The organism is Cohnella hashimotonis, assembly GCF_030014955.1.
Taxonomy (GTDB): domain Bacteria; phylum Bacillota; class Bacilli; order Paenibacillales; family Paenibacillaceae; genus Cohnella; species Cohnella hashimotonis.
In genome coordinates, this window is the sequence record NZ_JAGRPV010000001.1 from 6,801,618 (window position 1) to 6,821,579 (window position 19,962).

General features: G+C 63.1%; 13 protein-coding genes. 4 read left to right on the forward strand and 9 right to left on the reverse strand.

Annotated features, from left to right (window positions below; all coding sequences use genetic code 11):
- Positions 1-90: 90 nt before the first annotated feature.
- The 5 genes from KB449_RS27045 to KB449_RS27065 form a co-directional block, all read right to left on the reverse strand.
- A complete protein-coding gene (locus KB449_RS27045) occupies positions 91-2,181 on the reverse strand; it encodes an alpha-galactosidase (protein WP_282911339.1) in 2,091 nt (696 codons plus the stop codon).
- Positions 2,178-4,559, reverse strand: a complete 2,382-nt coding sequence (locus KB449_RS27050) for an alpha-L-rhamnosidase-related protein (RefSeq protein WP_282911340.1) — start codon at positions 4,557-4,559, stop codon at positions 2,178-2,180. Before KB449_RS27050 ends, KB449_RS27045 begins: the two co-directional genes overlap by 4 nt.
- Before the next feature lie 78 nt (positions 4,560-4,637).
- The gene (locus tag KB449_RS27055) at positions 4,638-5,459 is read right to left on the reverse strand and encodes a carbohydrate ABC transporter permease (protein WP_282911341.1); all 822 of its coding nucleotides are present in this window, start codon (positions 5,457-5,459) and stop codon (positions 4,638-4,640) included.
- Complete coding sequence (locus tag KB449_RS27060; RefSeq protein WP_282911342.1) at positions 5,456-6,325, reverse strand: carbohydrate ABC transporter permease; 870 nt, start codon at positions 6,323-6,325, stop codon at positions 5,456-5,458. The genes KB449_RS27055 and KB449_RS27060 overlap by 4 nt, the downstream gene beginning before the upstream one ends.
- A 52-nt stretch (positions 6,326-6,377) precedes the next feature.
- A complete protein-coding gene (locus tag KB449_RS27065) occupies positions 6,378-7,739 on the reverse strand; it encodes an ABC transporter substrate-binding protein (protein ID WP_282911343.1) in 1,362 nt (453 codons plus the stop codon).
- 170 nt (positions 7,740-7,909) lie between these two features.
- Here KB449_RS27065 and KB449_RS27070 point away from each other — a divergent pair, with 170 nt between their 5' ends.
- The 3 genes from KB449_RS27070 to KB449_RS27080 all read left to right on the forward strand — a co-directional run bounded on the left by KB449_RS27070 (position 7,910) and on the right by KB449_RS27080 (position 13,977).
- The gene (locus KB449_RS27070) at positions 7,910-9,703 is read left to right on the forward strand and encodes a cache domain-containing sensor histidine kinase (RefSeq protein WP_282911344.1); all 1,794 of its coding nucleotides are present in this window, start codon (positions 7,910-7,912) and stop codon (positions 9,701-9,703) included.
- Positions 9,703-11,223, forward strand: coding sequence for an AraC family transcriptional regulator (locus tag KB449_RS27075; RefSeq protein ID WP_282911345.1), 1,521 nt, complete (start codon positions 9,703-9,705; stop codon positions 11,221-11,223). The genes KB449_RS27070 and KB449_RS27075 overlap by 1 nt, the downstream gene beginning before the upstream one ends.
- Before the next feature lie 186 nt (positions 11,224-11,409).
- A complete protein-coding gene (locus tag KB449_RS27080) occupies positions 11,410-13,977 on the forward strand; it encodes a glycoside hydrolase family 183 protein (protein ID WP_282911346.1) in 2,568 nt (855 codons plus the stop codon).
- A gap of 120 nt (positions 13,978-14,097) precedes the next feature.
- Here the strand turns inward: KB449_RS27080 and ltrA are convergent, their stop codons facing one another.
- From ltrA to KB449_RS27095, 3 genes are all read right to left on the reverse strand, one after another.
- Complete coding sequence (ltrA, locus tag KB449_RS27085) at positions 14,098-15,381, reverse strand: group II intron reverse transcriptase/maturase (protein WP_282907093.1); 1,284 nt, start codon at positions 15,379-15,381, stop codon at positions 14,098-14,100.
- 756 nt (positions 15,382-16,137) lie between these two features.
- Positions 16,138-16,893, reverse strand: a complete 756-nt coding sequence (locus KB449_RS27090; RefSeq protein ID WP_282911347.1) for a MerR family transcriptional regulator — start codon at positions 16,891-16,893, stop codon at positions 16,138-16,140.
- 74 nt (positions 16,894-16,967) lie between these two features.
- Positions 16,968-18,125, reverse strand: coding sequence for a glycosyltransferase family 4 protein (locus KB449_RS27095; RefSeq protein WP_282911348.1), 1,158 nt, complete (start codon positions 18,123-18,125; stop codon positions 16,968-16,970).
- 190 nt (positions 18,126-18,315) lie between these two features.
- Here KB449_RS27095 and KB449_RS27100 point away from each other — a divergent pair, with 190 nt between their 5' ends.
- The gene (locus KB449_RS27100; protein WP_434082526.1) at positions 18,316-18,849 is read left to right on the forward strand and encodes a phosphatase PAP2 family protein; all 534 of its coding nucleotides are present in this window, start codon (positions 18,316-18,318) and stop codon (positions 18,847-18,849) included.
- Positions 18,850-19,074: 225 nt separating this feature from the next.
- Here KB449_RS27100 and KB449_RS27105 read toward each other — a convergent pair whose 3' ends face one another.
- A complete protein-coding gene (locus tag KB449_RS27105; protein ID WP_282911350.1) occupies positions 19,075-19,929 on the reverse strand; it encodes a sugar phosphate isomerase/epimerase family protein in 855 nt (284 codons plus the stop codon).
- Between the last annotated feature and the right edge of the window lie 33 nt (positions 19,930-19,962).

Here is a 19,962-nt window from a genome sequence, read left to right on the forward strand (position 1 = left end):
CTGAAGTCGCGTCCGAGCGAACGGAACTCGTTTGCTCGGGCGCGCTTAGGTTGAGAGGCTGTTTTTTTGCAGTTTATCCGGGGGAAGGCGCTACTGCGCGCCGAACAAGACGATCGCCGCGGAGGACGAGGAAAATTCGGCCTCGATGACCGCGCGGCCGGACGCGTCCCACGCGAGGGTGACCCCCTCGGAGTGCCAGACCGGCAGCGCCGGCTTGCCCTTGGTAGCGTAAGTATATTTTCCGGGCGTCGCGGAGAAAAGCGCGACGAGACCGCGGCCGTTCATCGCGGACAATTTTTCGTGCACTTCCGCCGCACCGCCTATCTCGCCCTCCCGCACCGGATCGCTGTCGGCAATATCGTCCCGTACTTGCTTGTAGCGGTCAAGCGTCCCGCGTATAAAATCGCGGTCCGCTCGCGACAGCGCCGGCAAATCGCCCCATAAGCCGTTATGGCCGAGCATGAGCGAGGCAAGGGAGAGCAGCTGGTTGTCCCGCGGCGCATCCGGCAAATAATGCGCGAGGAACAGCGTCGACGGCAGCCAGCGATCGTAGGCGAGCGGACGGCGGCAGATCCAGCCTCGCGCGGGACCGGGATGAAAAAACAGGTTCCAGTTGTCCCGCTCCCGGTCGATCGGCACATCGTAATTAAAGTAATACGGACCGTTGTTCACCAGAAAATACTTGCCGGAACCCAGAAATGCCAATCCCATCGCGCGGCCTCCCTCGGTCACGTCGAAGTCGACGATCGCCTGCGGGCACGCCGCGCACAGCCGATCGACAATGCGCGCCATGGCCTGCACCTGCTGGAACGCGTAGCTCTCCCGCCGTTCCAGGCGGCTATGTCCCGCATCGCCGTGATCGTGCCCGGGCGCGTCGCAGCCGTACTGCGCGATCGCGTCCCATTTAAAATACCGGACGCCGTAATCCCGGGCCAGCCGGATCAGCTCCCCGGCGAACGCGTCCGCATACCGGCTCGCGAGGCAAAGCGGCACGCTCGCCTCCGTCTCCCACACCTCGGCCGGCTCTGCCTCCCGGCCTTCCTCCGACATGACGCAGTCCCGATGGGCGGCGAGCATCTCGCTGCCGAGCGCGGCCACCGTCGGGTTGAACCACAGCCCGAGCTTCATGCCGTAGCCGTCAAGCCGCGCCCTGACCTCGCGCAGATCGTCGGGGAAGCGCTGCGGATCCGCTCGCCAGTCGCCGGTCCGGCCGTACCAGCCCGTATCGAGGACGTATACTTCCACGCCCAGCTCGTGCGCGGCGTCGATATCGAGCAGCGTCCGCTCAAGGCGCATCGGATCCAGATACTTGCCGCCCTGCTCGTTGCGGACTCGCTCTTGATAGTTCCAAGTGTTATAGAAAATATAGGGCCTGCGGCTCTCCGCGTTTTCCGACCAATGGCGCAGGGCGAAGCGGCGGTAATGCGAAGCGAGCGCGTCATCGTCTCCCTCGATCGCAGCCGCTTGCATCCATACCGTTCGATAGGGCCGCTCCAGCGTCGGGGCGCTGCCGTCCAGATAATTGCCCTTGACCGCCTCCAGCTCGACCGTCCGGTCCGGCCGGAGCCGGTACTGAATGAAGGCGTCCGGGTACTGGGATCCGTGTTCGTAGGCAAGCAGCAGCCGGCGGCTCCCGTCTCCCGCGGTCAGCATCGGCCCCATCAACGTCTCTTCCCGCCTGAAATGCAGCTCGTCCACCTGGCGCTCGGTCAGGCAATAGCTGTGTACCGGTTCCACGAATTCGGACAACCGCCGCTCGACCGTAAGGTCGCAGCCGTCGAGGGAAGCCGAGACGTAGCGCAGCCGGTCGCTGCCGGTCCGCTTCGTCAAACGCGCGCCGTCCCGCGATGCCAGCTCATAACGGAAGCGGACGACCGGATTGCCGCCGTCCGCCACGCGCACGATCCAATGCAGGTCGGTACCCGGCGCGTCGCGCAGCGGTCCGCCCACCCGGTATTCGGTCACGCCGCATGTAAGCGTCCGGCGCGGCGCAGTCTCCGCGAGCGAGGCGAGCGCGCCGGACACCATCCGCCCTTCCAGCTCGAACGCGGGACTGCCGAACGTCCAGCCCGTTTCGATGCCGCCCGTATATTCAATCGCCCAGAAGCGTTTTTCCCCGCCATAGCAGACGACCTGCATGCCGGATCGCTCCGGACTGCGCCATGCTTGTTCCTCCGTCATCCCGGCTGCTCCTTCCGTTGCCATGCGTAAGGCCCTTCAATCTCAAGCGCGACCTCATAATCGTCCGGGATGTCCGTCTCGATGTGCAGCTTCCCGTCGGCATAGCGCCAGGACATCGCCAGCAGGTCGCCGCCGGCAGGCAGCATGCCCGCGCAGGACGACAACCCCGACGCCCCGGGACGAAGCACCACCGTCCGGCGCAGCGGGTCGACGCGGCGGAAGCCGAGCAGGTCTCGATACGCCACATGGACGACATGACTGACGAAGCCGTGGCTGCAGCTGGCGATCGGCTCGTCCTGCTCCCACAGCGTGCCGGTCACCCTCGCCATCTCGCCCAGCAGGTCGGGCAGCTCGGCCGCGATGACGTCGGCCCGGCCCGCGGCGGATAGCGCCTCGAGGCGCAGCATGTTGCCGATGAGCTGGTTCGTCGGCGCGACGCCCGGCGCACGGCCGCTCCCGATGCAGCGGCGGCGCGGTCCAAGACGGTCCACAAGCTTGCGCCACAGCTCAGGGTACGTATCCGGCTCCGCGATGCCGAAGCAGAAGGCGTAGTACTGGCACGCCTCCGACACGTGGCCGGTCTCGATCCGCAAGCCATCCGCGGTCCGCACGGCATGATCCGCGAAGTATTCGCCCGTAAAAGATTGGGACCGCACCGCGGTCCTCACCGCTTCGGCCTGCCGCAGCCAGTCGTCGAAGCCGTACAGCCGGCCCGCCGCCTCAAGCGCTGCCGCATACAGCATGTTGGTCGGATAGCTGACATCCTGCACCCACTCGCGCGCCGGCGACCAGTCGACGAAGATCCAGCCGTCCAGCCGCTCCAGCAGTCCGTCTCCGTTGCGGAAGGGCTCGAAGTACCGCATCAACGACTCGACGCGCGGCCTCAGACGCGCCAGCATGTCCGCATCGCCGCTGCGCGCGTCGTATTCGTCCAATTGAAGGACGAACCACAGCCCCCAGTTCGGAATAAAATTGCCGTCGAAGTGGTCTGCCGGATAACACATCGGCACCATTCCTTCGGGGAGATGGGCGAAGCGTTCCGGCAGCGCGTAATTTTCCAGAAACAATCGTTCATATAACGTCGTGCCGCTCAGCGCCGCCGCCGTGCGCGCCATGAAAAAGCTGTCGCACAGCCATCCCGCGCGCTCGCGCGACGGGCAGTCCATAAAGATGTCGACCGCATTCTGCCTGTAGGTCTCGATGCCCGCCGCGACGATCGCGTCGAGCGCCGGATCGCTGCTGGCGAACGAGCCCCGGACGGCATCGCCGCACACGTATTCCCGGACGCCGATGCCGCGGATATCGGCCGTCCCCTCCCATACGAGCAGCTTCAGATAGCGGAGCGAGTACGGTTCCATCGTCTCCAGGCTGTGGACGCCCGGTCCCAGCTTGTAGGCGACGGCATTGACGGCATCGAGCCGCAGGAAGTCGACCTCGCCGCCGCTCAGCACCTCGTCGAACAGCAGATACAATCGCGCCGATTCCGCGCAGACGACCTCGGCCTGAATGAAGCCTGCGACGACGCGGCCGAAGTCCACGATGCGGTAGCTTCGCGCTTCGATCCTCAGCGCAGCGTCCGGCAGATAAGGCCGATCGCAGGCGCGCCGGCCGGTCGTGACGGTCTCCTGCAGCAGCAGCGACGGGACGGTCTCCAGCTCGGCCTCGGGATAGCCGAGATAAAGCGGACCGACGCCCGTCAGCGAGCGGTCCTTGCGGTAGCCGTCGGATGGCAGGCGATGCGCCACGGCGCCGGATTCGCATATGAAGAGCGGCTGCAGCGTTGGAAAAGCCGGCAGCGGTACGCCCCTGGGCAGCGACAGCCGGCCTGATACGCGAGCCCAGTCCGCCCTTGCACCCGGGACGGCGGATGCCGAGAATCGCCAGTCCGCCGCGTCCGCCTCCAGCCGGTATGCCTCCGTGAAGGCTCGCTGGAAGCTGTACCGCTGCGTCCGGCGCAGCCGCTCCCGCAGCTCGCCGGCCTCGAAGCCCCGCTCGTCGTCCGCTCCCGTCCAGCAGAGCGGGCGACCGTCCGATGTCAGCAGCTCCGCCTGCAGGAACGAGGGCTCCGCCAGCGTATAGAAGCTGTTTACGTTATAGCCGGCGACCTCGATCGCGATGATCGTCTCTTCCTCCGCCCCGTCTCCGGGAAGCGCCCATTCGTCGACGCGGCAATACCCGTGAGGCGCGGCCGCCGGACCGTGGCCGACGAACCGCCCGTTCGCATAGCAGCGGTAGATCGACGCGGCGGCGATCCGCAGCCGCGCCCCTCTCCCAACAGGCGCGGCGACGCGGGCTCTGAAGCCTGCCGTCACATTCATCGTGTCTTCGAGCCCCGACAGCCAGACGGGCTCGGCACGTTCAAAAGCGAACGTTTCCATTGTCGTCTTCCCTTCTTCCCGGTCGCGAGCCGCCATTCCTCGCCAGTCTCGCAGCCCTTTTCTCGCAGTTTCCGATCCTCATCCCTTGATCGCGCCGGCCGTCATCTCCTCGATGATGAACCTTTGACCGACGGCGTACACGAGCAGCACGGGGGCCATCGCGATCAGCAGGTCGGCGAAGACGTAATTCCAGTCCGTGCCGAACTTCGACTTGAACATGTAGACGGACATCGGGATCGTCCACATGTCGGAGCTGCCGAGCAGGTAGAGCGGCCATTGAAAGTCGTTCCAGACGCCTAGAAAAACGAATACGGTCGCCGTCGTAATCGAGGGCAGCAGCAAAGGCAGTATGATCCGTATGAAAAGGCCGAACCCCCTCGCCCCGTCGACGAAGGCGGACTCGTCGATCTCGCGCGGGATTGCCTTGACGAAGCCGGTCATCATGAGCAAAATGAACGGCGTTTGCAGCGCCGCGTACAGCAGGATGACGCCCAGAAATTGATTGTTCAGCTGCAGCGACTGCATCAGCTTGACGGTCGGGATGATCGAGGGCGGCGCGATCAGTCCCGCCAGGAACAGCGTATAAATGACCGCGATCAGCCTTCCGGACCGCCGGGCCGCGATAAACGCACCCATGACGCCTATGGAGATAGACAATACGACGGAGCCGGTCGTGACGATCGCGCTGTTGGTCAGTCCCCGCAGCATCCGGCCCTGCTCGAATACAATCTTGAAGTTGCTCCAATGCCAGGCATCGGGCAGTTCGAGCCGCATAAGCGCCGCCTGCTGTGCGTCCTTGACCGCGCTGAGCAAGATGAACAGCAGCGGCACGACGACAATGAGGCTGAGCGCCAGCAACAGGACCAGCCTGAGCGCGGTCAGCGCGCCGCTCATCCTCATAGCTGAACCTCCCTTCGGCGCAGCAGATGCAGCGCGTAGAAGGAGATGACGGCGATGACGAGGAACAGGCAGACGTTGGCCGCCGTACCGTAAGCGTACAAGCCGTCCGAGAATCGATCGAAGATATACGTGTTGACGACCTCCGTGGCATCGCCCGGACCGCCGCTCGTCAGCGCGAACACGATCTCGAATACTTTTAGCGAGCCGATCAGGCTCAGAATGACGTTAATGGTGAACGAGGGCGCGAGCAGCGGAAATATCACGTAGCGCACGCGCTTCAGGTAGCCGCTGCCGTCGATGATCGACGCTTCGATCAGCTCCTTGGGAATGACCAGGATGCCGGCGATGTAGATCGCCATCGCGAAGCCTGCATACTGCCAGACGTTGGCGACGGAGATGGCGTAAAGCGCAACGTCGGCGTTGCCCAGCCAGTCCGTCGTCGCGAACCCGAGACCGACGAAGCGCAGCAGCTCGTTCAGGATCCCCTCCGGCCGGTAGATGGCGGAGAAGACATACCCGATCACGAGCGTGCTGAGCACGCAGGGCAGGAAAAAGACCGTGCGGAACGCGTTGCGGCCCGGCACCCTGGTCGTCAGGATCAGGGCCAGGCCGAGGCCCAGCCCGTTCTGGAAGACGGTGACGATGGCGGCGTAGACGAGCGTGTGCCGGACGGCGTGGACGAGGTCCCCGGCCGCCAGCAGATCGCGGTATTGCTGCAGGCCGACGAAGCGGATGCTTTCTTTATAGATGTTCCAGTCCGTCAGCGAATAATAGAAGCCCGACAGCGTCGGATAAATGTAGAGCGCTCCGTATACGGCCAGCACGGGCAGCAGCAGCCACAAGGGGTACATTTTTTTGATGTGCATGTTGCGTCAGCTCCCTCCTGCCCGGCCGGCGCACCCGGCCGGGCCCAACCGCTTACCAGCCCGCGAGACCCGCCGCCTTGGCGGCGGTGTCGATGTTTTTCTGCAGCGCCTTGGCGACTTCGGCCGCCGTCTTGTCGCCGCCGTAGAGCGCCTGCAGTTCCTTCGTATAGTCGCCGACCGACACGGCCGTCAGTCCGTTGAAGAACGGCGCGGCGCGCCCGGCTTCGACGACCGGCTGCAGATCGGCCGTGCCCCCGTTCAACGCGGCATCCACGCCGAGCCAGCTCGGCATTGTCTTGGCGGCGTCATAATACATTTTGAGCGTTTCCGGCTCCGCGATATAGGCAAGCAGGTCTTTGGCCTGCTCGACGTTCTTGGAGTTTTTGAATGCAAAAGCCGCCTGCGGATCGCTGATGCCGACGTAGCTGTCCGCTTCGAACGGCTGCGGGAACATGCCGACCGGCGCATCCGGATACTTGGCCAGCAGCGTGGGCAGCGCCCAGTCCGCGTTGATGACCATGGCCGACTTGCCGGTGGCCAGCTCGTCGAGCGACAGGTCGTACGTGCCGGAGAACAGATTTTTGTTGGCATAGCCCTTTTTCACGAGATCCGCCTGCTTCTGCAGCATATCCACGAACTCGGGGATCTGGTCGAACGTCGTCTGGTGCGCGTTGATCTTGTCCATCAGATCGGGCTGCTTGGCGAGCAGATTGGCGAATCCGCTGAAGGTGAATACCTGGAGCGGCCAGCCGTCCTTCCCCGCCTCGTAAAAGGGGGTGATACCCGCGGCCTTGATCTTCTCGGCGTCTGCGAGCAGCTCGTCGTACGTGCGGGGTACGGACAGGCCGAGGTCGGAAAATACTTTTTTGTTATAGAGGACGCCCGACACGTTCATCCCGCTCGTCGGAATGCCGTACACCTTGCCGCCGTCCTGCAGGTAATATTTCAAAATGGTCGGATTGATCCGCGAAATATAAGATTCACCCGACAAATCGACGAGGTTTTTTTCCGGATTGAGCTTCTTGATGGCGCTGCTCTGGCTGAAGAAAAAGAGTACGTCGGGGATGTCCTCGGTCGCGATCTTGGTCAGCACCATCTGCTCGAAGTTGTCGGACACGATCTGCAGATCGACCTTGTTGCCGCTTTTCTCCTCGTAGCCCTTCATGATTTTTTCCCAAGGTCCGCCTTTGGCCCAGTCGGCGTGCATAATGACGGACAGCGTCACCGGCTTGGCGGCGGGGGCCGTCTCCGACGACTTCGCGGAAGCGCTTGCCGAAGCGGACGGCGAAGGGGATGTGGACGAGGAAGGCGAGGCGCCGCTGCCGCTCTCGCCTCCTCCGCAGGCTGCGAGCGCTGCAGCCGTCAGCACGGACATGGCCACGGCGAGGCCGGACTTGATCTGTTTTGCATGCATAGGTTGACCCTCCAGAATTAAATGATGGCAGCGAGTATGCCGTATTCCTAACGATAATGAAGCCGCCTCGTCATGGAAATGGAAAATGTGCAGGTAGCGGCCTGTAAAATTCCTAGATCGGCTCCGCCGCGCGATCGTCGGTGCTATACTGCTAGCAAGAGGTGGGAGTCATGCTAAGCCGGCTGAGCATACGGGTCAAGCTGTTTCTGGCGTTTACGCTGTGCGTCAACATCATCATCGGATTGCTCAGCTACTTATACTATCGGCAGACGGCGGACGTCATCTACCTGCGTAACCGGGAGGCGACCCAGCAGATGCTGTACAGGTTCGTCACGTCCATCGACCGGATGTACAAGGACCTTGACCGGATTTCCGCGCAGATTTTGTACAACAACGATATTGCCGCCTATTTTTCGCCCCCCGAGCCGGACTTCGACAGCTCTTACGCCGCCTTCGTCAAAGTGCAGAAGCTGACAAATCTGCTCGAGTACTTCAACGGACCGCAGATGACGGCCAAGCGCATACTCGTCTTCAACCTGAACGGCGACTATATCGATTACGGTTTGAACTGGGACACGTATCCAAGTTTACGGGAGCGCTTCCACCAGGCGTCGTGGATCGAAGATACGCTGGCGCTCGGCGGCGAGAAGCTGCTCGTGCCGCCCCGGCCGACCGAATGGCAGACGACGGCGGAGGTTGTCTTCTCGGTCGCCCGGCGCCTGAACGCGCATACGCTGATCGAGGTTCAGCAGCCCTATGCGCTGCTCGAGCAGACGCTGACCGAGGGGCGGGACGCCGCCGAAGCCAGCCTGTTTATTTACGATGACGACGGGCGCATCTTCTATCCCTATGGCGCCGCGCGCATCCCGTTCGACGGCCGGGCGTTCGCAGCCGGGGCGGACGGCAGCGAGATCCGGCGGCTCGATACCGGAGAGACGAACGTCGCCAATCTGACCCGATCCTCGTATACCGGCCTCAATGTCGCCCTGCTGCAGCCAAAGGAAGCCCTGCTGAAGCCCATCCAGCGGCTCCATCAGCTCAGCATCGTCATCATCGGCGCGGCGGAGCTGCTCGCGCTGGCGCTCTCCTACGCGATCGCGCGCACGATCACGTCGCCGATCTTCCGTCTGCAGCGGTACGTGCGCAGCGTAGAGCTGGACTCCCATCCCGCGACGCCGGCGCCTCGCGCGTTCGCGTACTCCCGCGAGGTGAGCGACCTGTACGAGACCTTCGTCAAGATGACGCAGCGGCTGCACCGATCCATGAACGAGCTCATCGACCTTCGCAGCCGCGAGAGCACGGCGCAGATCCAGGCGCTTTATGCGCAGACGAACCCGCATTTTCTCTACAACACGCTCACTTCGATCGGCCGGCATGCAGAAGAAGCGGACGATCGCGAGGTCGCGGAGATGTGCTATGCGCTCACGCAGATGCTGCGCTACAGCAGCGTCGCGCCGGCGGCCCCCGTCGCCGTGCGCGAGGAGCTGGCCAACGCCCGCGCCTACCTGGAGCTCATGAAGCTTCGCTACGAATTCCAGCTGCAGTTCGATATCGCGCTCGACCCGCTTCTGGCCGAAGAGCCGATACCCAAGCTGATCGTGCAGCCCTTTCTGGAAAATTGCTTCGCCCACGCCTTCAGGCAGGTCGAGCCCCCGTGGCATATATCCGTCGCCGTCCGCGCGAGGCAGGACGACCCCGGCTGCTGGGAGCTGTCGATCGCGGACAACGGCGCCGGCATCGGCGACGAGACGCTGGCGGCCGTGCGCCGGCGGATCGAGACGCTGCGCGCGGACGGGGACGGCGAACTCTCGCAGATCACCTCGCGCGGTCTCGGTCATGTCGGCATCGAGAATACGCTGGCGCGCTGCCGGCTGTTCTGGGGCGACCGGGTCCGCTTCAACGTCGGCCGACTACCCGAAGGCACCGAGATTGTCATCAACGTCCGCAAGGAGGAATGCGACTGATGTTCCGCGTCGTGATCGTCGAAGACGAGCCGCCCATTTTGCGCAGCATTAAGCAGAAGATCTCCGCCATCGATCCCGACTTCAAGGTCGTCGGCGAGTACTACAACGGCGCGGCGGCGCTGCTTGAGATGGATATCGTGCAGCCGCACGTGCTGATCACCGACCTGCACATGCCTGTCATGGGCGGAGAAGCGCTGCTCGAACGCGTGCGCGAGCGGTACCCGGACATGCTCTGCGTCATCCTCACCGGCTACCAGCAGTTCGAGTACGCGCGCATGGCGGTCCGCATGGGCGTCGTCGACTACTTGCTGAAGCCGCCTACCGAGGCTACGATCGGCGAACTGCTGGTCTCGCTCCGCAGGCGGCTGCTGCAAAACCAGACGCTGGTCGAGTCGTTTATTTTGCAGCGTCTGCTGCTGCCCCATTCGTCCGTCGCCCATGCGGGCGCGGAGCTGGAACGGTATGCGCGGGAGTACTTTTACCACGCCAGCTATATGCTGCTGTACGCCTGGCTGCCTCCCGAACTGGAGCGGGACTTCCCGGCAGCGCAGCTGCGGAACGCCGCGGAGGCATGGCTGCAGGACGGCGAGCGATGCTACGCGCTCGCCGCTCCGTCGCACGAGTGCATCCTGCTGCTCGGCGTACACGAGCTTGGCGGGACGCGGCTCGGCGCCTGGGCGGCGGCCGGCGGTCCGGGCGGCCCGGACGCGGCCGCCGTGCTGGCGCTCCCGCTCCGCAGCGGCGGCATCGCCGGCGTGCCCGGCGCGCTCCGGCTGGCCCGGCGGGCGGCGCCGCAGCTCAGCCGCATGGCCGGCGCGGCGTTCGCTGTCCTCTCCCCGGGCGAGGCGGTGGGCGAGCCGCTGCGGGCGGAGCTGCCGGCCGCTGCCGTGTCGCACATGGCCGCCTTCCTGCGCAAGCGCAGGAAACCGGAGTTTATGCAGGCGCTGACGGGAGCGATCGGCGACATCGGGCTCGGCAGCCTGCCGCGGTCGACGTGGATCAGGACGCTGCAGCGCCTCGCGCGCGAGCTCGCGCCTCATGCGGGCGCCTCGGGGACCGACGGCGTACCGGAGCGGATGGAGAATGAGATCGCCCAGGCCATATGGGGGGCGGCACAGCCGGAGATCGCCCTTGCGCATCTGACGCGGATATTCGGACGGCTGTGCGAGGAGGAAGGCTCCGACGAGGAGAGTGCCGGATGGCCCGAGGAGGTCGAGGCTTACTTAAAGGCGAACTTCACCTCCAATCTGTCGCTCGCGGACCTCGCGGAGCGCTTCGGCCTGAATCCCTCTTACCTAAGCTTCGTATTCAAAAGCAAACGGGGCAAGTCGCCGGGCGATTACCTGATCGAGCTGCGCATCCAAGAAGCGAAGCGGCTCATCCGCGAGTTTCCGCGGCTGCTGTTCAAGGACATCGCGGAGCAGGTCGGTTACCCCGATCCGTATTATTTCAGCAAGCTGTTCAAGCAATGGGTCGGCTTGACGCCTACGGAGTACAAGCGGGGTCAGCGCTTCGACTAGCTGCGTCTCGGCCTTGGTATGCCCGGGCCCGCTAAGTGTGCCGCTAAGCGTGACGCAGAGGGTGACGCGCCGGGCAAGCCTGCGAATTTTACAAGCCGCATGCTGAGATTCGTCCATTTCGTTCTCCCTCCCTCGGGTGTAAGCTTTTCGTGGTAACGCTTACAACATTTTCGAGGAGGCAATGACGTGCGAAAAAAGCTATGGTACGGCTTGATGGCATGGCTATTGACGGCGGGGCTGGCGCTGTCGGCAGGACCGCAAGCGGCGGATGCCGCCGGCAACGGGCTCAAGGATACGTTCTCCGGCGGCGCAGGCGGCTGGAGAGCCGCGTCGGGGTCCTGGTCCGCCGCAGGAGACGAGTACGTGCAGAGCGCGACGGCGAACGGCACCTACTGGACCACGATTGCCGGCAAGCGTTGGGGCGACGCCACCTACGAGCTGGATCTGAAGCTGCTCGACAACGGCGGCAGCAGTCTGAGCTGGGCCGGCCTGCAGTTCAAAAAAATGGGCCAGGACGACGGTCCGTTCGATAGCGGAATGCTGCTGTACGTGCGGGCGAACGGCACCATCGAACTGTACAAGGTGAACAAGGTGCTCGTGTCGGCCGCCACCGGCCTATCCTTCGGCACTTACCGCCACCTGAAGGTCGTCAACAGCGCCCACAACATCAAGGTGTACGTCAACAACGAGACGACGCCGCGTATCGACTATACCGATTCGACCTTCGCCAGCGGGTATGCCGGGCTTGCGGCGAGCACGAGCAGTTGGGCGTTCGACAACGTGAGCGTGTCGGGACCCGATCTGCCTTACACGATCAACGTCGGCAGCCCGAACCTGCTTTACGCGGACGCGCAGATGCCGATCACGATGGACGCATCGTTCGCCACGCTGCGGGAGAGCGCGAGCGCGATGCATTTTTACCATGCCGAGTTCCTCCAGCATCTGAAAGGCCCGCTGGACGCTCCGTTCCAAACTTACGTGTCGGCGGGCGGCAGCAATTTAATCGATAAAAACGGCTTCGGCGCCGGCTACAGCGCCTATAAGATCTGGATTATGAACATGTACGAGATCGCACCCGGCGAGCTGCTTGGCTTCACGCACAACGAGGCATGGTCGACGCCGCAGCCGACGGGCTTGCCTACGAACTTCAGTCTCGGCATCGTCTACTCGACCGACGGCGGCGCGACCTGGGAATACTGCGGCGAGATCGTGCGGCCGAAAAATACGGGCGTCAACATCGGCGGCGTCCCCTATATCGTCCGCAACGGCGAGTTTTACGTGTACTTCAACGACGGCATTTACGGAGAAGGGGACGGCATGGGCTATCCGCGACATGTGGCCGTAGCCAAGGCGAACGTACAGGACGTCGTGAATGCGGCTCGCAATCTGCAGACGACGACCTGGACGAAATACGTCAACGGAAGCTGGACCGGAAACGCCGTGACGAGCGTCGGCAGCGCCGTACTCGACAACACCTACCTATATGAAGACGTGCACTCGGACGCTGCATTCAGCACCGCGCTCGGCAAGTATCTGATGACCGTGCAGACGCATCAATCGAGCCGGCTTAACCTCTACTCCTCCTCCGACGGCGTCGTCTGGAGCATGGAGGCCGCGCTGGACGTCGCGGCGCCGGGCTCGGTCATGCAGCCGTATTCGACCTTCGTGGACTACGAAGGCGGGACCAACGACGGCCGCGAGGTCGACGGCGCGTTCTCCATTCTGTATCCGCGCAAAACCTGGGGCAACTACGAGCACGACGACCTGTATCGGCGCTCGATTACGATCTCGGCCGATCAGGCCGACCGATACTCCGCTTCCGGCGGCTACGGCCAGACGCAAGGCGCGAACGGCTGGTCCTATGAGCAATGGGACGGCTCCGCTTACAGCAATATGACGTGGGATGCCGCGAACGGACGCTGGAAGGGCGCGCAGACCTACGCGATCGTCGGCGGCAGCTGGCAGCATCCCGACGCGAACGATTCCGTGCGGACGTGGACGGCGCCGAAGGCGGGAACGGTCAATGTGTCCGGCGTCGCGCGCAAGGCGGACAACGCGCTTGGCGGGGACGGCGTGCAGGTTAAGATTATGAAAAACAATACGCAAATCTGGCCGGCGAGCGGCTGGCAGTCGATCGGCGCTTCGGACACGAACGGCTTCGCGCACAACCTGACGGTCAGCGTCGCCCTGAACGACAAAATACGCTTTGTCGTCAATAAAGGCGGTACGATATCGACGGACGCCACCTGGTGGGACCCGACGATTCAATACGATCTTTACGAAGCCTCGAGCGGTTTCAGCCAGACTCAAGGCGCGAATCAATGGTATTACAAGCAGTGGGACGGCTCCGCCTACAGCGATATGACCTGGGACGCGGCAAACGGACGCTGGAAGGGTGCGCAAACCTATGTCCTTGTCGGCAGCGTCCTTCAGCATCCGGACGCGAACGACTCCGTTCGCGCCTGGCTCGCGCCGAAAGCGGGGAAAATCCGCATCTCCGGCACCGCGAAGAAGGAGCCGGGCAGCGGAGCCGGCGACGGCGTCAACCTGAAAATCATGAAAAACGGTTCGCAAATCTGGCCCAGCGTCGGAAGTTCCGCAACGCTGGCCTACAACGACTTCGCCGGCATCTCTCACGACGTCTCCGTGTCCGTCTCCGCGGGCGATTATATCTACTTCATCGTCAATAAGCGGAGCAATCTGACGTCGGACGGCACGCTCTGGAACCCCACGATCCAGTATACCGGCTTGTAGAGCGCCGGATTGCGGGGCATGGAACATACGGTAAGGGCGGCATCGAGTAGGCCCATGCGCAATTGCATGGGCCTCTCACAGATCCGGACATGCGGGTCGACGCATCCGGCTCCTCCGTGCTTATCCCCGTTGGGGACGCAGTTCTTGGCTTCGCTCAAGCAAACTGCATAGTCCGATTTCGGCAAACCATTCGTTTGGCATTGCGTATTGGGCATAGGTGGAATGCGAGCTCCGCCAGGCCGTCATTCGGAGTCCGGGCATATCTTTATTGTCCCATCCCCGTCTCCTCATTTCCCGGTGGAGTTTGCGAATTTTCTTCCAACTCCTTAGTTGCACGGCCCGTATTCGTCTTCGAATCCAGGCATCCAGTCCTCGGAATCGGCTCAACACATCTCCCGTCCCAAAGTAGTTCCCCCATCCCCGCAAGTATGGGTTTAGTCGCTTCTTCACGATCTGCTCGACCTTCACCGTCTGGTTTCTTCGCGTGATCTCCTTCACCCGTTCTTTGAATCGCTTCATCGCTTTTTCCGACGGCACCATCCGTTTTCCCGGCTTGAACGCATGACCCAGGAATACGAATGTTTCCTTGTAGCTGTTTACGATTTTCGTTTTCTCCGGGTGTATGATAAGTCCCATCTCGCGTTCCAGCAGTCCCACGACCGAATTCAGTACACGCTCAGCGCCTTTTGCCGTTTTGCAACAGATGACGAAGTCGTCTGCATATCGCGTCATTCGGTGTCCGCGCGCCGTCATCGCTTCGTCCAGCGGATGCAGATAGATGTTCGCTAAAAGCGGACTAATCACCCCGCCCTGCGGCGTCCCCGTCTCGTTCAGGTGGAAGCTGCCGCCTTCCATGATCCCGGCCTTCAGGAAGCTCTCCAGCAACCGCAGTACACTGCCGTCCACGATGGTCTCTCTCACCTTTTCAATGAGCTTCTCATGCGGGATGGTGTCAAAGTATGACTTCAGGTCGGCGTCGATCACGTACCGGTAGCCTGCTTCCAGATCCTTGCGGATGTTGGCCAGCGCCATATGCGCGCTTCTTCCCGGCCGGAATCCATAGCTGCAGTCCTTGAACTGCGCTTCGAATAGGGGTTCTATGATACGCCTTGCCGCCGCTTGCACGACTCGGTCTTCCACGGTAGGAATGCCCAGCGGTCTTTGCGTCCCGTCAGCTTTCGGGATATACACGCGTTTTACCGGCTTAGACCGGTAAGTCTTGTTTCGCAGCGCCAGCTGAAGCCCCTCTAGATTAGGCTCCAGCTTCGATTCGTATGCCTTTACGGTCACGCGATCGATCCCTGCCGCTCCGCGGTTTCGCTTGACCTCCCGGAACGCTTCCTCCAGGTTTGGCTTCGCCCAAATCTTGTCGATGAGGCTGTACCATTTGCGTTTGCTTGGCACTTCAGCTCCTACGTGTGCGTGTTTGTCTTGCCTTGGTCCCTCCATGCTCGTTCTCCTTCCCTTCCCGTTCCTCGGCTCGTAGCCTTGCGGCAATCTCCGTGTCCCGGTCGGTACTCGCCCCAGACGGCTTCTCCTTTTGTTCATTCCCCGGATCTACGCACATCTTAGCTCCCCGGCTCCTGCCTGGCGCATGGTTTCCCTCATTCACGCTTCTTTCACGGTTCCGGGCTTCACACGTGTCCCCGCCTTTTGAGTCGGGGCACGCATCGGCGACCTGACGCCGATTCACCTACCTTTGCGGCCTTTCCGGCAGGCTTTCTCGCTACTATCCCTTCTTCTGACTGCCCACCGTCCGTACCTTCCTTCTTGATCCTCACGATCTTGAACTCTGATACCGCTACAAAAAAAAACTTTCTGCGCGGAGACGATGGGCTCTCCTTGGGTCACGTCAACCGGCTTTCCCCCGAATCCAGTCCTCTTAACTTACGGAGCCTATGGATGGTATAGGACTACCCTTCTTTTGCAGGGTTATCCGGCTCCGTCAGCCAACTTGGTGTATGCCGCCTGTTCCGGGTTTTGCCTTGGCATCCTCCGCACCGTCCCTTGCGGGCCCCGGCACTACGCCTCTGCTATGTACTTCCGCCACCTCGCGGCGTACGCGGGACTTTCACCCGTTAGTCGGTTGCGCTGCCAAGCGCACAAAAGGCGGGATCGCGCAGCTACCTTGCGCGATTCCGCCTTCTTTTCTTGCATACTTTACTGCCGTGTATACGCCACGATCGCGTCCCGCAAAAACGCCGTCATGCCCGGTTCCTTTTCATAATAAGCCTTGAACCGCTCGTCGTCGACGTACATCTGCGCGAGTCCCGCGTGCGCCTCCTTGGAATAGCTGCCCCAGGAGTAGGAGAGCCACTGCTTGTGCAGCTCCGCCGTTCGCCGAGCGGCTTCCCCTTCCGCGTCGCCGGTCTTGAACGCTTGGGCCAGCGAGGCGTGAATCTCGTCCGCCAGCTTGTTCATCTCGGCGTAATCCGCCTCGCTCATTCCCCGCAGCTTCGCGTTGGACCGGTCGATCGTCTCGTCGCCGTATTTGGCGCGGATCTCCGCGCCGTACTTGGCCTCGTTGTCCGCGATCAGCTTATCCTTGAAGCCTTCGAACTTCTCTTCGTCGCTCATGTCCGTTCCTCCTTCACGGGCGTCGATGGTGCGCTCGACATTCGCGATCAGCGCATCCAGCCGTTCCCTTCGTTCGAGAAGCTCCTCGCGATGAAGCCGCAGCGCCCGCACGCCGTCGTAGCCCGGATCGCCCATGATCTCCTTGATCCGGTCCAGGCCGACGCCGAGCTCCCGATAGAACAAAATCTGCTGCAGCCTGTCAACCTCCGCGGCCCCGTAGATCCGGTAGCCCGACGAGCTGATTCTGGCCGGCTTCAGAATTCCGACCTCGTCGTAGAACCGCAGCGTCCGGGCGCTTACGCCCGCCAGCCTGCCCAGCTTCTGTACCGTATATTCCATGCGATCGCCTCCCGACGACTTAACTGTAAACGTTGACGCAACGTGAAGGTCAATCGTTTTTTTGCGAAATTATTTTAGACCGCGGACGCTTCTACGCAGACGCCAGCCAACTGCGCGAGCAGCTCGCCGAATACGCCGTCCCAATCGCGCGTGCCCGCATAAGCGTATGCCCGATCCGAGATCGCCTCGCGCAGCGCAGGCTCCTCATACAACCGGGCGAGCGCCGCGGCGAAGGCGTCCGCGTCGTCCGGCGGGCAGAGCAAGCCGGTCTCGCCGTCCTTCACGAGATCGGGCAGCGCCCCCGCGTTCGCCGCGATCACGGGCAAGCCGCAGGCCATCGCCTCCAGCGCGACATTGCCGAACGTCTCCGTCGGCGACGGGAACAGCAGCGCGCCGGATGCCTGCATCCAGCGCTGGAGCTCGCCTTGCGACACCGCGCCAAGGAACAGGGCGTCGATGCCGAGCTGCTCGGAGAGCCGGCGCAGCTCAGCCTCTTGAGGCCCGTCCCCGGCGACGACCAGCCGGGCGTCGGCGTTCGTCCTTGCTTGGAAGCCGTGGAAAGCGCGTATCGCCGTACCCAGGTTTTTCTCCGGCGCGAGCCTGCCCGCGCATAGAACCGGGAAGCTCGAAGCGGGCAGGCCGTGCTCGCTCAGCCATCCCGCGCGGTCTCCCTCTCTGCCGAAGAGCGAGGCGTCGATGCCGCGACTCCATACGCGAAGGCCCAGCCAGCCGTCGCGCCGGCATTCCTCGAGCACGGACGGCGAAGGCACGAAAATACGCCGGCAGGGGCGGTGGAACCAATGCAAGTACTTACGCAGCAGCGCGCCTGCCCAGTTGAGGTTGTAATAAGGAAGATAGCGCGCGAAGTGCGTATGATGCGACGCGAGCAGCGGGATGCCGTGCTTCAGCGCGAGGCGCCGCCCGGTAAGGCCGGTGCCGAAGGGCGTCGCCACATGCACGACCGTAGGCTTGAAGGCGAGCAGGCTACGCTCGGCCGCCGGAGACACCGGCATGGCCAGCCTGCACGCCGGATACAGAAAAAACGGCAGGCTGGCGAGGCGCTCCGCCGTCTCCTGGTAGCCCGGCGCGCGACGCGGTCCGGCAGGCGCGAACACCTTGACGGCGATCCCCCTTTTTTCCAGATAAGCCGTCCAGCGCTGCAGCGTCTTGGCTACGCCGTTGATCTCCGGGGCGTACGTGTCCGTAAACAAGGCCAGGCGGATCTCGTTCATGCGACTCCTCCTCCTCCGACGATGCGTTTTACGCCCATCGTACTGCGCCCGCGTTAGCGCGGAATCAGCGGAGTGTCAATTCGCGGCAGGCTTGTTCCTTTACAGTAGGGCCGACGGAACTTCATCTTGCAATGACAATTCGCGATTAGACTGAAGGAACATAAAGCCGCGCCCGCGCGCCGAAGGAGAGATGGCCTTGGCACAGTTCTATCGCATGTTGAGCCGCTTCGAGAGCAATTGGTTCCTTTATATTAACATCCGGTGGAACCGGGCAGCGCTGACAACGCTGTTCCGGCTGTTGTCGCTGATCGGCGGAGCGACATTCTCGCTCTGCGTCTCCCTCGCCGTCGGCCTGCTGGCCGACGGCATCTGGCGCACGGCCGGCTGGCAGGCACTCGCCGCGGTCGTCATCAGCCACATTCCCGTCGCGCTGGCCAAACGCCTGTCCCCCAGGTCCCGCCCTTATCAAGTATTGCCCCAAGCCCGGACCGGTCCTCGCCCGCTGCAGGATCCCTCTTTTCCTTCGGGCCATACGACCGCGGCCTTCGCCCTGCTGACGCCCTGGATGATCGCCAGCCCCGCCCTCATCCCGCTGCTGCTCCCGATCGGCGCCGGCGTCGCGCTGTCCCGCGTCTACTTCGGCCTCCACTACCCAAGCGACACCGTCGCCGGCATGCTGCTCGGCAGCACGACCGCGCTGCTTGTAGGCGTATGGATCGCGTGAAACATTAGCCCGGCTAACGATTTATGCCATAAAGCAACAAGCCCGCCGGCAGCGTTCCGAAAGGGAACTGCCGCAGCGGGCTTTTGACGTTTTCCAGCCGAAGGCGCTCAGCTCTTCCGGGTTCTTCGCCAATCGATCAGCGTATGGATCCGTTCCTCGGCGAAGCGTCCGCCTTGCCGCGCATTCCCGGACGCCGATCGGGTCGGACCGAGCGGTCCGGCCGCGCTAGCGGACGTCGGCCAGTGAGTCGCTTGCCCGCAGCCGCTCAGCCAGCCAGGCTGCCGACATCACCGCATCCGGCAAGCTGCGCATCTCAAGTGTCCAGGCGCCTGCATAGCCGGCTGCGCGCAGCAGCCCGATGGCCTCCGACAGCGGTATGGTGCCCGCGCCCAGCCGGAGATGCTCGTCGCTATCTCCCCCGTTGTCGCTTAGGTGCAGGCCGATCAGACGGGGCAGCGCCTGCCGCAAAGCCGCCAGGCAGCGCCCCTCCCCCATCATATGGGCATGTCCCGTGTCGAAAACGACGCCGACACGCGGAGAGGACGTCAGCTCCGCCACCCGAAGGAGGAATTCGACGTCGGTCCCGAGCAAGCCCGGGTACGGCGGCACATTTTCCAATCCGATGGCGACCCGGGAGTCCCCGCTCGCTTCCAGCGCCCGCTTCAGCATGTCCGCCACCCGGACGGCGAGCGCTTCCCGATGTCCGGCTTCCGCCCTACCGATCGCTTCGCCTTCCGCAACCCCCGGATGCAACACGATATATCGGGCATCCAGCCGTTCCGCGACGTCCAGCGTACGCTCGAGCGCCGCAGCCGCAGCTCGCGCCTCTCCCGCTTCGTGCGCCGCCGGATTCAATCCGGTTATCGGCGCATGCAGGCTCCAGGAGATTCCCCGCGCCTTGCCCGCGTCCCGAAGCCGGGCCAGCCGTTCCGCCGGCCAATCCAGCAGCTCGCCGTGCGGGCCCTCGCACATCACCTCGATGGCATTCCACGGTCCTTCCAGCAGCGCGTCCACCGCTTCCTGCAGCGGCAGTTCCATCAATGCATACGTCGACACGGCGTACTTGAATTGCGCGGTCAATACAGTGCCCTCCTTCGGCATATGCGACGCGAA